The organism is Pseudomonas sp. G11, from assembly GCF_029457515.1.
Classification (GTDB): domain Bacteria; phylum Pseudomonadota; class Gammaproteobacteria; order Pseudomonadales; family Pseudomonadaceae; genus Aquipseudomonas; species Aquipseudomonas gorinensis.
On record NZ_CP120377.1, the window covers coordinates 2,780,025 to 2,793,573 of the forward strand.

The 13,549-nt window shown below is 61.2% G+C and carries 11 protein-coding genes; 1 reads left to right on the plus strand and 10 read right to left on the minus strand.

The window, feature by feature from the left end; all coding sequences use genetic code 11:
* Positions 1-3: 3 nt before the first annotated feature.
* Positions 4-705 carry a VacJ family lipoprotein gene (locus tag P2T68_RS12945; protein WP_277379437.1) on the plus strand — a complete coding sequence of 234 codons (702 nt, stop codon included), beginning with the start codon at positions 4-6 and terminating at the stop codon, positions 703-705.
* 86 nt (positions 706-791) lie between these two features.
* Here P2T68_RS12945 and P2T68_RS12950 read toward each other — a convergent pair whose 3' ends face one another.
* From P2T68_RS12950 to P2T68_RS12995, 10 genes are all read right to left on the minus strand, one after another.
* The gene (locus P2T68_RS12950; RefSeq protein ID WP_277379438.1) at positions 792-1,790 is read right to left on the minus strand and encodes a helix-turn-helix domain-containing protein; all 999 of its coding nucleotides are present in this window, start codon (positions 1,788-1,790) and stop codon (positions 792-794) included.
* A 71-nt stretch (positions 1,791-1,861) separates the two neighbouring features.
* Positions 1,862-3,340 carry an aldehyde dehydrogenase family protein gene (locus tag P2T68_RS12955; protein ID WP_193689579.1) on the minus strand — a complete coding sequence of 493 codons (1,479 nt, stop codon included), beginning with the start codon at positions 3,338-3,340 and terminating at the stop codon, positions 1,862-1,864.
* Between the two features lie 72 nt (positions 3,341-3,412).
* Positions 3,413-4,261: a VOC family protein gene (locus P2T68_RS12960; RefSeq protein WP_041160979.1), complete on the minus strand. Its 849-nt coding sequence runs from the start codon at positions 4,259-4,261 to the stop codon at positions 3,413-3,415.
* A 22-nt stretch (positions 4,262-4,283) separates the two neighbouring features.
* A complete protein-coding gene (locus P2T68_RS12965) occupies positions 4,284-5,930 on the minus strand; it encodes a bifunctional 3-(3-hydroxy-phenyl)propionate/3-hydroxycinnamic acid hydroxylase (RefSeq protein ID WP_277379439.1) in 1,647 nt (548 codons plus the stop codon).
* 21 nt (positions 5,931-5,951) lie between these two features.
* Positions 5,952-6,773, minus strand: coding sequence for an IclR family transcriptional regulator (locus tag P2T68_RS12970; RefSeq protein ID WP_102624002.1), 822 nt, complete (start codon positions 6,771-6,773; stop codon positions 5,952-5,954).
* Between the two features lie 3 nt (positions 6,774-6,776).
* On the minus strand, positions 6,777-7,628 hold the full coding sequence (locus P2T68_RS12975) for a fumarylacetoacetate hydrolase family protein (RefSeq protein ID WP_277379440.1): 852 nt from the start codon (positions 7,626-7,628) through the stop codon (positions 6,777-6,779).
* 228 nt (positions 7,629-7,856) lie between these two features.
* Entirely contained in the window at positions 7,857-9,302 is a 1,446-nt protein-coding gene (locus tag P2T68_RS12980; RefSeq protein ID WP_277379441.1) for a carotenoid oxygenase family protein, read from the minus strand.
* Between the two features lie 35 nt (positions 9,303-9,337).
* Positions 9,338-10,519: an MFS transporter gene (locus P2T68_RS12985; protein ID WP_193689576.1), complete on the minus strand. Its 1,182-nt coding sequence runs from the start codon at positions 10,517-10,519 to the stop codon at positions 9,338-9,340.
* Between the two features lie 15 nt (positions 10,520-10,534).
* The gene (locus tag P2T68_RS12990) at positions 10,535-11,527 is read right to left on the minus strand and encodes a transporter (RefSeq protein WP_041160977.1); all 993 of its coding nucleotides are present in this window, start codon (positions 11,525-11,527) and stop codon (positions 10,535-10,537) included.
* 177 nt (positions 11,528-11,704) lie between these two features.
* Positions 11,705-13,261 (minus strand): methyl-accepting chemotaxis protein, encoded by a 1,557-nt coding sequence (locus tag P2T68_RS12995; RefSeq protein ID WP_024076435.1) that lies wholly within the window; start codon positions 13,259-13,261, stop codon positions 11,705-11,707.
* Positions 13,262-13,549 lie beyond the last annotated feature (288 nt).

Sequence of the window (13,549 nt, forward strand, 5' to 3'; positions counted from 1 at the left end):
AACATGCGTGCCTTTCGTTTCACCTTAAGCCGTCGCGCCCAGGCACTGGCCTGCGCCTGTTTCATCACGCTGTCACCGCTGTGCCGTGCGGATTCCGACGAGGACCCATGGGAGGGGTTCAACCGATCGATCTTTGCATTCAATGACACGTTGGATACGTATGCACTCAAACCGCTCGCCCAAGGCTATCAATTCATCACCCCCCGTAGGGTCCAGGACGGTATTCATAACGTCTTCAACAATCTGGGGGAGGTGAAAAACCTGGCTAACAATGTACTTCAAGCCAAATTTCACAGTGCCGGCGTGGATACCAGTCGCTTTTTGCTCAACAGCACGCTGGGCCTGGTGGGGATGATCGACGTCGCGACGCCGATGGGGCTGCAACGCAGTGACCAAGACTTTGGCCAAACCCTGGGGCACTGGGGCGTCAACAGCGGCCCTTACCTGGTACTGCCATTCCTGGGGCCAAGCACGCTTCGCGATGCACCCGCGATCCTGTCCGATGCCTACGCCAACCCGGTCCGTTACATCGGCGACGTTCCGACGCGCAATAGCCTGTACGGCGTGAGCATGATCGACGGGCGTGCCCAATACCTGAAATCTGAAAAGCTCATCACTGGCGATAAATACAACTTTATCCGCAGTGTTTATCTGCAAAACCGAGCGTTCAAGATCCAGGGCGCAAACGTCAAGGATGACTTTTGAGCCGTGTGACGACCTACACGAGGTGACCTGCATGCGTTGCCAGGCCCGTCCAGCCTGACCTCGGTGTGGATGGGCGGTGCCTGGGGTTACGCCGCGGTGGAGTTGGCGCGGGCGTCGCTGGCGGTCTCACGAAACAGCCGGGGCGACATGCCGAATGTCGACTTGAAGTGCCGGCTGAAATGGGAGCTGCTGCCATAACCCCAGGCGTAGGCTATTTCGGTGAGGGAGCGATGGGCCTGCTCGTGGTTGCGCAGGTCTTCGGCGCAGCGGGACAACCGACGCTGCCAGATGTACTCGCTGACGCTGCACCCCAGTTCGTCCTGGAATGCCCGATGCAAACTGCGCACCGAACACTGCTCGGCGTTGGCGATGCGTTCGATGCTCAGGTCGCGGTCGGCCAGGTGGCGCTCAATGTAGGCCTTGAGGCGGTTCTGCTTGAAGAAGCGGAAGTCATGGTCGAGCTGCTTTTCATCTTGCTTGTTCTTCAGCGCATTGTTCAGCAGCCCGGCGATACTGTCGCCGATCAGCCCCGCCGAGTGGCTGTTGAGCAAGGGGTATTGGTGGTAGGCGTCGCTGATCAAGTGCATCAGCATGCGCCCCAGCCCGTTGCGGCCACTCAAGTGCATGTCGCCGGTCTGGGTCAGTTGCCCGGCAGCCCCCTGGAACAGCAGGATAAAGTGCTCGCAGCCCTGGGTACTGGTGACGCTGAAGGGTTTGCCGCAGTCGACCAGGAGCATCTCGTCCGGCGCGACGGCGCTGCTTTTCTGGCCTTGCTCGAAGTGACTGACACCGGCGATTTGCAATATCAGCATACGCGGGGTGTCGAGCACATCGAGCGCCTGGCTCAGGTGACGTGAATAGCGATGGGCACTGGCGGTCATGCGGCAGAAACGCAACTGGCCCAGGTCGCCGTATTCCAGTCGCCCCTGGAAATTACCGTTGTGCAGCGGGTCGATGTGGGTGGATTCCAGGCGCTTTATATACTCCGGCGTGCGGCCCAGATGATCGCTCATGAATTCTTTCCACTTCATCAGCCGATCGGAGCGCATGACCTGTTCGGTGGACACACAGGCTAGATTATTCATTGGTTTCGCCTTTTGTTTTTTGTTTTGGGCAGACGGGGCAGGGCTGGACCCTGCCCGATCCTCGCAGACGATCAGAACGGGTAGTGATGGCTCCCGGCTTGCCAGGTCACCCAATGGGCCCGGGTGAATTCATCCAAGGCATAGTGACCATTGAAGCGGCCAAGGCCGGAGTTCTTTTCGCCGCCGAACGGCGCATTGGGCTGATCATCGACCGTGATGTCGTTGATATGGGTCATGCCCGCCACGATGCCACGGGCAAAGCTCAGGCCGCGCGCCATGTCGCGGGTAAACACCGCACTGGACAGACCGTACTCGCTGGCGTTGGCCAACTCCAGGGCATGGGCCTGGTTTTGCGCGATCATCAACGGCAGCAACGGCCCGAAGGTTTCATCGCGAGCCAGGGCCTGGTCGGGGCCCACTTCGCCAAAGACATGGGCCGGCAGCACCAGCCCGCGCGCCTGGCCGCCACACAACTGCTTGAGACCGGCGCGCTCGGCGGCGGCGATCTTCCCCAGCAGACCGTCGAGCTGACTTTGGTTGACCACCGGCCCGATCACCGTATCGGCCTGGGCCGGGTCACCGGTCTTGAGATTGCGCACGCGCTCGACCACCAGCGCTGCGAAATCGGCATACAGCGAGCGATCCACAATGACCCGGTTGACGCTCATGCAAATCTGGCCCTGATGCAGGAAGCGCCCGACCACGGCGGCATGCGCCGCGATCTCGATGTCCGCATCCTCCAGCACCACCAGCGGCGCGTTGCCGCCCAGCTCCAGCGCCACCCGCTTGATGTGCTTGCCACCGGTGGCGATGCGTCCGACATTGCGTCCCACATCGGTGGAACCGGTGAAAGAGATCAGGCTCGGTATCGGGTGTTCGACGAAGGCATCGCCAATCTCCGAACCCGCGCCGACCACCACGTTCAGCGAACCGGCCGGGAACCCGGCTTCTTCGAACAGGTGGGCAATCAGCAGGCCGCCGGTCACTGCCGTGTCGCTGGCCGGCTTGAGTACCACGGTATTACCCAGCGCAAGTGCCGGCACCACGGAACGCATGCTCAGGTACAGCGGGAAGTTCCACGGGCTGATCACACCGACCACCCCCAGTGGTTCGCGAAACACGAAGCTCTGCTCACCAGGCTTGTAGCTGGTCAGGATCCGCCCCTCAACCTGCATCGGCAGGGTGGTGCACTCGCGAACCAGGTTGAGGGTGAACTGCCACTCCATGCCCGCCTTGATGCGGGTACTGCCGGACTCACAGATCAGCCAGTCGATGATTTCTTCGCGGCGGTTCTGGATGACCTGGGCGAGCTTTTCCAGCTGTGCGCCGCGCTCGGTCGGGTGCAGCGCGGCCCAGTCGGTCTGTGCGCGCTGGGCGGCCTGGTAGGCGTCATCCAGGTCGGCCACCGAGGCCAGGGGCATTTCCAGCAAGGGTTCGCCGTTGAAGGGGTTGCGGTCGTCCAGGCGTCGTGTCGAACCACCGGCGCGCCAGGTGCCGTTGATGTATTGGTCGCCGTTGATGGCGTAGGCCGCGAGTATTGGAGTTGTCATTGTCTTACCTTTGAGGCAGGTAGCCGCGTCGATTGAGGGTGGGTGAGGGCAGACCCTTTAGGTTGTGCGTATTCAGCTTCGGATCCAGGCGCGTCCCCAGGAGTTGAGGGTGTATTCCTCCTGCGGCCAGACGCCAGGCGGGCGCGTGGCCTCGGTGATCTCCAGCTCGGCCGAGAACTCCAGGCGGTTGCGATCGGCATCGACCACCATGAAGAACAGGTTGTTGCCTGGGCCATGTCGTCCCGGGCCGAAGAACAAGGTGATGCGTTCCTTGGCGAAGCGGTCGCCCCAGTCGCGAATGTCGTTCCATTCGTTGGTTTCGTAACAGTGGTGATCCCACTCGTTTTTCGATCCGCGGAAGAACGCCAGCGAATGGTGCTCATCGTCCGAACGCAGGAAGCAGGTGGTGAGCTGGCCGCTCTGCTCGTCGACGACATTGTCCGAGACGGTGAAGCCCACCGTGTTGACGTAGAAGTCGATCATCGCTTCCAGCTCCGTGGTCTGGAACACCACGTGCTGCAGGCGGCCCGGCATGCCCTTGCGGTCGACCGTGGACGCGCCGCGAGACACCCCAAATACGGTTTGTCGACCCTGGGGGTCACGGATTTGAAAGGCGCCCGCCTCCAGCAACGGCGAGTCGAGCGCCTCGACGTTACAACCGTTGCCGACCAGGCGCGTGCGCAGCTCGCTCAAGTGTGCTTGGCTGCCCAGGTCGTACGCCGCCGCGAGCAGGCCGCTATGGTCGGCGGGCGAGATCAGCATGGCCCGTTGAGGCCCCTGGAGCAGCCAGCTGCCGTCGGCTTGCGCCAGGCTGTCCATGTCCAGCAGGCGCCGATAGAAATCGACTTGCTGCTGGGGCGCTTTGCTCGCCAGGTGCAGGTAACACAGGCGTGCGGGAGTGGAAGTCTGCAAGGTTTGCATAAACACCTCTGGGGCTGAAGGTTCAGGGGTAGACGGGCGCCATCGCCGGCTGATCCACGCGATGGTTCGTCAGGGTGATGCCGAACAACGACTGCAATGCGCCAGCGGCCTGGTCTTGTGTGGCCAGGTCGAAGATGGCGGCCACATAGCGATCCGGGCGCAGCAGCACAAACGTGTGGCTGTCGCCGAGCAGGTCCTTGAGCGCATCCTCGCGGTCGTGCAGCACGGTGCAGCCGGGCAGTGATGGCAGGGCCTGCACGTGCGCCGGCAGGATCAGGATGCGCTTGGCTTCCAGGTGGTCCCAAAGGCCGTGGCGCAGTTCATCCAGGCGCTGGCGAGCGGGGTCGCCATATTGGATCAGGGCAAAACCGGCACCAATGGTCGTGTCCAGCAGTTGTGTGTGGCCTTGGGCATCGGTCAGCAATGGCTGAGGAAACATTTGCCCGCAGGCCAGCTTCCCGGCCTTGCCTTCGGGCAATACCAGGCCTTTGGTAAAACGTGGTTTGGGCTTGAAGCGCATTTGCAGGAAATAATCGCGCAGCGGCGGCACCAGGCCGATTAACGCGAAGGCCGCGCTGATCAGGCGAGCCCGCAGCACGGTGGCTGGCGCCATGACCAAGCCAAGGTTCAGGGCCAGCTTGATCAAGGCCCAGGCATGGTCGCGCCGCTCGCTTTCGTAGGACAGCAGGGCGGTTGCGGCCATTTGGCCCTTGAGCACAGCGATCAGCTTCCAGCCCAGATTGTGCGCGTCGCGAACGCCGCTGTTCATCCCTTGCCCGGCGTAGGGCGGGGTCAAGTGGGCGGCATCGCCGGCAAGAAATACGCGGCCGACCTGCCAACGCTCGGCGACGCGGGCATGAAAGGTGTAGACCGTCTTGCGCACGATAGACACCGGGGCATCGCCCTTGAACGGACGAAGCAGCGTGTGCAGGCATTCGGGGCTGAGCACCTGCGCATCGGTTTCGCCCGACTTGAGCTGGAACTCAAAGCGCCGAGTATGGTGCGGGCCGGGCACTTCCACCACCGGGCGCCGGGCATCGCAATACACGCGGGTTTGCCAGAAGGGGTCGTCGTCCTGGTCGGTGTCGACCACCAGCCAGCGTGAGGAAAAACTCGACCCTACCATCTCGATCCCCAGTTGCTTGCGCACCGGGCTGCGACCGCCGTCGCAGGCGATCAGGTAGCTGGCCTTGACGTCGAGCAGTTGGCCATCGGCATCCTTGATCAACGCGCGCACGCCGTGCTGGTCTTGAGTGAACTCGAGCAGTTCGTGATTGAAGCGCGCTGTCAGGTTGGCAAAACGTTCAAGGCCGACCTTCAGCGTGCTTTCGAACAGCGGCTGGCGAAACGCATTACGCTTGGGGAACCCATATAACCTGCCGGTGGGCTCGACCTTGCCAAAGCAACGGCCGCCTGCGCGGGTGAAGTAATGCACACCGTAGCCGGGCACGACGTCGCGTAACACGGCGTCATCCAGCCCGATCGCCTGCATGGTGCGCAAGGATTCATCATCGATCGAAACGGCGCGGGGTTCGGTCACGGTGCCGGGTTTGCGGTCGATGATCAGGGTGTCCACATTGGCCTGGCCGAGCAGGTTGGCCAGGGTCAGCCCGGTGGGGCCGGCGCCGACGATCAGGACTTGAGTGCTGAAGCTGTTGAGGGGTGTCATTGTTATTCCCTTCCAAAGGTTTCAGTCCGGCTGCGGCGGGCGATGGGTCAGCGCCGCCATGCGTTGCGACAGCGTCTGCGCGAGGGCCAGCATCTGTGCCCCTTGTTGCGCTTCCTGGGCGTTGTCGCGCTGCTGGATCGGGCGCACGCAACTGATGCTGCCGACCACCTTGCCGTCGCTGTCGAAGATCGGCGCCGCCAGGCCGTAGACGCCGGGATCGATTTCCGCCGCGCTGGCGACATAGCCCTGGCGGCGCAGTTGCTGCAGCGAGCGGCGGAACTGTTCCCAGGTCTGGCCCAGGTGGCTGGCGCGCACTTCATCAGGGTTTTCCAGGAACAGTTGGTTGTGCTGGCGCGAGGTCATGTTGGCGAGGATCGCCTTCGACGTTGCGCCGAGGAACAGCGGCCTGGGTGAGCCCCGGGAGTAGCTGACCTCACTGAACAACTCGCCATGCTGGTGGATACACACCACCTGGTCCTTGAACAGCCGGCAGATCAGCCAGACCTGTTGTTCGCTCCAGCGTGGCAGGTCGTGTTCCAGCGACTGTGCGGCGCGCACCAGGGGGTCGCTCAGGCGCAGTTGGCGGTCCCAGGTGATAATCCGCGCGCCGAGTGCGTAGCGTCCGGCTTCGACCTGAAACAACAGGCTCGCCTCGGCCAGTTCGCGCACATAGCGATAGATGGTCGAGCGCGTATAGCCCAGCGCGGCGCCCATTTCGTCGACCGCCCAGATCGGGCTGGCTTCGGTGAATAAATCCAGTACCCGCAGCATGCGTTCAAGGCTCGAACCTTTGCTATCGGCGTCCTGTTCGGACAGCTGTTCTGCTTCAGACAATGGCTGCATGGCTTACTGCTCGTCGGCGATGTTGTTGCGCAGAATGCCGATGCCGGCTATCTCGACTTCGACGGTATCGCCGGGCTTCATCCAGACCGCTGGTTCGCGGAAGGCGCCGACGCCGCCGGTGGTGCCGCTGACAATCACATCGCCGGGCGCCAGTTCGGTGAAGGTGGAGCAGTACTCGATCAACTGGCGCACACTGAAAATCATGTCGCTGGTGCAGGTGTGTTGCATCACTTCGCCGTTCAGGCGCGTGGTCAATTCCAGGTCCTGCGGGTCGCCGATCTCATCGCGCGTTACCAGCCAGGGACCGAAGCCGCCGGTGTTGGGGAAATTCTTACCCGGCACGAACTGAATGGTGTGCTTCTGCCAGTCGCGGACGCTGCCATCGTTGTAGCAGGCATAACCGGCCACATAGTCCAATGCATCCGCTGCCTTGACGTGCCGCGCGGTTTTGCCGATGACCACCGCGAGCTCGCCTTCGAAGTCCAGTTTGTGCGAAGCCTTCGGACGAATGATCGGTTGCAGGTGCGCCACCTGGCTGTCGGCGAAGCGCGTGAAAATCATCGGGTAGGTTGGCATGTCACGCCCGGTTTCACGCACGTGGGTGGCGTAGTTGATGCCGATGCACAGCACTTTGCCGGGGTTTGCGATCACTGGCAGGAACGTCACGTCCGCGATTGCGACGCGGGGCAATGACGCCAGCACGGTTGGGGTCAGTTCCCCGAGGCGATGGGCGGTGATGGCTTGCTTGAGGTCCGTGCCAACGGTGGGCTTGACCGATTCCAGGTCAATCAACTGGTCACCGTCGACCACACCGTAGGTCGTACGGCCGTGAACAATGAAGCTTGCGAGTTTCATGAAGTGTCCTCTCGTAAAGGGCAGCGGGAGATGGCGGCAATGGGGTTAATCTAGTCCTGCACATTTATCCTGTAAAGTGGGATTTATGCATAAATCCTGCAATATGAAATAAATGCGATTTTTCTGTTCGATCATCGGATCGAGGCCGGCAATGCCAGGCAGCCCGTGCCATTCCAGCAAGTGGATGGCCACGGGCGTGACGCGCGAAAGGGGGAACGCTGGGACGATTTAGCGCGGTGCCCAGCAGCCATGCAGTGACATGCGCAGGCGGAACGGGATTTTGATGCGTGCGATGGGGCCGGCGGCCATGGCGGAGGCGTCCAGCACCACCAGTTCGCTGCGGCCTTCGGCAATCAGGTTGAGCAGGCACACCACGTAGCCATCGCCTTCCGCGGCGTCAGCGGAGCGTGGAATGAAAATGGGTTCCTGGAAGCAGCCGCTGTCACCGGGAAACCAGGCATCGGTGACACCGGTGGTGAGGTTGAGGTGAGCCAGCAGGTTAAAGAACTGGAACGGCATCGGCCCGTTCGACGGGTTGTAGGGGCGCTCTGGATCGAAGGCGAGCAGGAATCCATGTTCATATTTGCGCCCGATGTAGCGGTCATCACAGCGGGGAAACTCGCAGGGGTAGTCGGTCAGCGCCTGGGGTTGCAGTTCATCTTGCGCACTGTTGAGGTCGAACACCCAGCGCATCAGGCTGGCGGCCAGGGTTTCCGGTGGCGGTACAAAACCGTCCGCCTGGGGGAAGAAGTAAAAGATGTTGCCGCCGGTGACGGGCATGTCCAGATAGACTTTGCCGCCTTCGTCGAACGCATTCAGGGTGTGGCCCTGGAAGCCGTCCTTGGGCCCTTTGAACCAGCGCACGTCGCGCGCGTGGCCGTGGCGGGGGACCACGGCAAACAGCTGGGGCAGCTCGGGTTGCCACTGGAAATGCTGGCCGCCGTTTTTCATGCGCTCGACATCTACCGTCAGCGGGATCAGCGGGAACACCACATAATGTTCGGTGACCGCGAAGTCGTGGACCATCGCTGCATAGGGGGCCTGGAACCAGATTTCATGCAGCAGTTTTCCCTGCGGCGAAATCTCGAAATAGGCCATGTCGGGTGTGCCGTCGCCTTTGGCTTCGTAGCTGAAGGCCAGGAGGTTGCCGGTGACGGGGTCGAGCTTGGGGTGGGCAGTGAACGTTGCAGAGTTGATCTGCCCGTCGAAATTCCACTCGCCGAGGGTTTCCAGCGTCTGTGGGTCCAGGGCCCAGGGCATGGCATCTTCCTTGAGCGCCAGCAGGACATTGTTGTGCGGGATCACCGAGGTGTTGGCGGTGGTGTTGTTTTTGGCCGCGAGCGGGTCGTTGGTGTAGACGTTGCGGTACACGCCGTTGAGCGAACGCCCTTCACGGCGTTGAGCGACCAGGCGATCGGTCAGCACATAGCGTCGACGCAGCGAGACCTTGCCGCCTTCAAAGTAAAAACCGCTGACCAGGGCATCGCCGTTGAAGAAAATATCGCTGCCGAGCATCGGCGGGTACTGCGGGTCCGGCGACACCTGATAAAAAGTGCCACGGATCGACTCGGGAAGGGTGCCTTCGACTTCAAGGTCGTACACCTCGCCCTCGACGCGGCTGGGTGTATACAGCGCCCCGGAAAATTCGGGGGTATTGGGGAATGGCGTATTCATTGCGTGATCTCATTGAGCGGTTTGGTTGACGTCGTTCAGGCGGATTGGGTTGCCAGGGCCTGCCCACAAGGCTTCACGCCTCGACGGAAACGGGCCACCACCAGGCACGAGATGATCAAGGCCAGCATATAAGCGCAGGCGGCGAGCCAACCCACCGCGCGAAAGTGCCCTTCACCGACTACCAGCGCGGCGCCAAAGGGGCCAAGGCCCTGACCGACGAAAATCGCTGCGTTGCCAAGGCCGGCCAATCGACCGGAGGGGTCGAGTTCGGCGGCCATGGACAGCAGGTACGGCAAGCTGAAAAACCACACCATATGAATCAGGCAAGCCGTGGTGGCGAATGCCACGGTGCTGTCGCCGTAGACCATGATCAGGGTGGCCAGTAACGCAGTGCCGAAGCTCAACAGTTGCGGGAACAATAGCCCCAGACGCCGCCCGATCAGCCCGGAAAGGCCGGCACCCAGGGCGCCCGCCAGGATGCTGCCACCGAGGATGGCGCCGATCTGCTGGGGCTCCAGGCCCAGGCTTTTGCCGATGCGTTCCTGATACACCCACAGGGCGGAGTGCCCGAAGAACAGTAGCGCAAACAGCGCGATCAGCAGCATCGACGTCAGCCCGAACGGCCGGGCTGCGCCATGGGCGATGCGTTGGGCGTCCGGGTAGTGCCTGGGTATTCTCCAGCAACCCAGTGCGGCGAGCAGGCTGGTGATGGCCAGCAGGCAAAAGGCACCCTGTACGCCAAACCCCCGCAACAGCAGGGGCATGGAGGTGACCAGCAGCATGCCCCATAACAGGTTGCCGATATTGATCACCGCAAAGGTCGCATCTTTGGACCTGCGCAGTGCCGCGGTCGCATACACCACCGCCATGACCGCGCCACCGCTGGCGCCGCAGATGATTCTGAAGACCACCAGCCATGCCTGGCTGTGAAGCTGGGTGCTGACCAGGTTGCCAGCGGCCAGGATCAACAACGCTACCAGGGCAAAGCGGCGGCGGTCGACACGCGCCATCAACAGCGCACAGGCGCCGCAGGCGATGGCCATCGCGATCAGCTCGGCGGCGAAAATCGTGCCGATGGCATTGAGCGGCACACCCAGTTGATCAATCAACGCGCCGCCCAGAATCGGCTGGATCTGCAGCGTTCCCAGGGAAATGACCATCATCAGGCAGATAGCGCCCAGTGATTGCTTGCTATCGATGGAGTCGAGCGCATTCATCACACATCACCTCAGTCAGAACTTATGGACGTAGCGAACTTGCACGGCGTAATCGGTTTTGCTGCGGTTCTCTACGCCGGTTTCTTTATAGGTATTGAGCCAGAACGCCTTGTCCTCAGTGATCTTCCAGAACAGGCCAGGGCCAATGCCGAGGACTTTCTCGCGGGAATTACTCAAGCGGTCGCCGTTGACCTGGTCATCCGAAATCTGCCGGAAGTAATAGCCGTTGATCCCGACCGAGACCTTCGGGAACACCTCGTACGAGGCCGTAAAGTTGGCCCAGGCCGATTGCCCTGCTTGGGTGTCGCGCACCGGTCGCCCTTCAAAGAACTGCGCCGAGCTGCTGGCTGGATCGTCGTTCTTGAAGTTGTACAGGTAATTCAGGCGCCAGCTCACTTCCCAGCGCGGTGCCGGCATCAAGGTCGCGGCCCAGTAGGGGTTGAAGGAGAAGTAGTTGGAGCCGGTATTCAAGTCCTTGTGTTTGTCGTACTTGCCGGTGGGCAGGATCGTATCGAAGGCCACGCGCTGCACAAACACCGGCCGGCCTTCGGCATTGACGATCGGATCGAACTGGATCTGCGGGCCGACCGTGACGTCGCCCAGGCCAACGCCGTTGTCCTTGAGTTTGGCGCCGTTGTCGCCAAAGTCGCCGTCCAGTGAGATCACGGGTACCAACAGGCTCCAACCCAGGTGCGCGCCACCGCCGATGGTGTCGGGTGAGTAATAGCTGAATTGGTTGATCAAGCTGATGACATTGATCTTCGGGTTATCGAAGTTGCGGTTGTCCTTGCCGCCATTGTCACGAATGCTGCTGGCCGTACTGAATTTCAGATAGGTCTGATGCGTCAGCCCGGGTGGCCCGGCGAACCCGTCGTAGAAGCTGGTGCCGCCCAGGTTGATACCGCTGGGTTGGCTGACGGAGGGCGGAGGAGGGCCCTCGGCAGCATAGGTGGCAAGTGATACGAAGCTCAGAGCCAGGCACGCTGGCAAGGATGGTGTCAGTCTCATTGACGTCGCTCTATTATTGGAGTTGTGAGCTGGGGTAGCTTCCCCTGGCGCTTCAACTCTAATTCCTGAGCTTTTGCGTTACTTGTACACAGCGGTCAGAGTTGACTGAGAGCGTCATGTTGCCGGCGTTAGGCGCTTGAGCGGCAAGTTTGTGCAATCAGCCCACCCCTCGCGCCCCTAGACCTTGAAGCGCTCCACCAACCTTTCCAGTTCATGCCCCAGCCGCGCCAGCTCGTTACTCGACGCTGCGGTTTCTTCGCAGGTGTTGGCCGTCTGCTCGGAAATGTCGCGGACGTTGATCACGCTGCGATTGATCTCCTCGGTGACAGCGCTCTGCTGTTCGGCTGCCGTGGCAATCTGCTGGTTCATTGACTGAATGATCGAGACCTTGCCCGTGATGTTCTCCAGCGCATTGACCGCTCGATGGGTGCATTCCACGCTGCTTTCACTCAGCAGCAGGCTGCTTTCCATGCCGGAGGCCACGGCGTGGGTGCCGCTTTGGACGCCGGCGACCAGGGTTTCAATTTCTTCGGTGGAGCGCTGGGTGCGCAGGGCGAGGTTGCGGACCTCGTCCGCGACCACCGCAAACCCGCGACCAGCCTCTCCGGCGCGGGCCGCTTCGATGGCCGCGTTCAGCGCCAGCAGGTTGGTTTGCTGGGCCACGGCCTTGATCACATCCAGTACGCCGCCGATTTTGTCGCTTTGTTCCTGGAGATGGCGCACCGCGTCCGCCGACTGGTTGAGTTCTGCCGCCAATCGCTGGATTTGCGCGATGGCTTCGCCCACGATCCGTTCCCCTTCGCTGGCCTGCTGATCGGCTATGGATGCCGCCGCAGAAGCTTCTTCGGCATTGCGTGCGACGTTGTGCACGGTGGCGGTCATCTCGTTCATTGCCGTGGCCACATGATCCGTTTCGGCTTTCTGGTTGCTGATGCCGGAATTGGTGTGCTCGGTGACCGCCGACAGCTGCTCGGCCGCGCTGGCCACCTGGATAACACCGGAGCGAATGCCGTCGATCAGTTCGTGGAGGTTGAGCATCATCTGCTGGAGGCCTGATTGCAGCTGGCCCAGTTCGTCACGCCGGTTGACCTGCAGATGCTCGGTCAAATCACCCTGGGCAATGCGGTTCACCGCCCGGAGCGTGTGTTGCAGTGGGTTCACGATTTGACGGGTGATGACCCACGCAGCGAGGGCGCCCAGCAACAGCGCCAAGGCCGCGACGAGCCCCAGCAGGGTCTTGGTGGAAGCGGCGTCGGCATCGCGTTTGGCATTTTGCGATTGAATGAGTTTTTGCGTGGTATCGAGCAGCAGGTCACCCAACTGGCCCATTCGTTTAAATAACGACGCCTGGTCAATGCCGGGGGTGGACAGGTCGTGCAGCAGCCCTCCGTACGCGGTGACCGCATTTTCCTGCTGTTGGATCAGGTCGGCATCCAGTGGGTCAATGAACAGTGCCCGAATACTGTGCAGGTGGGCTGCGAGCTGATCCAGGGTTTGCTGCAACGGTTGATAGGCATTCGGCTGCGCGTTCGTACCGATGCGTAGACGAATGATTCGCAAGTCCTTGGTGTAATCGCTGACCTGCGCAATTTTTTCAACTTTCAGCCCGCGGTCGGTCAACGTCACCACGGCGTACCAGCCGGTCGCGGCCAGTAACAACGCAAGCCCCAGTACCAGACCGAACCCCCAACTTAATTTAGCACTGACTCGGATATTGCTGATCCAGCCGAACATATGGACTCCCGATAGTAACGCAGGTTGATAAGTGAGTTCTGAGTGTCGACCTTGAATCGTAATGCTTTAGCGTGAGTGTGACGGCCACACTATTACTCCGGCTGGTTTTGAGCACTGCATGAAAAAATATCGAGAGGTGGAATGAAGGGCGGTAGTGCCACTGAAAGGTTAAAGCACCTTGTTTTTCGGGGGGGTGGAAAGATTGGCCAATTAACCAAGTGCGTTTTCAGAAGGCTCATAGTGTGATCTTGTGCTTTAGTCGAATATTCAGGAAGGCCAGGTTCTGGT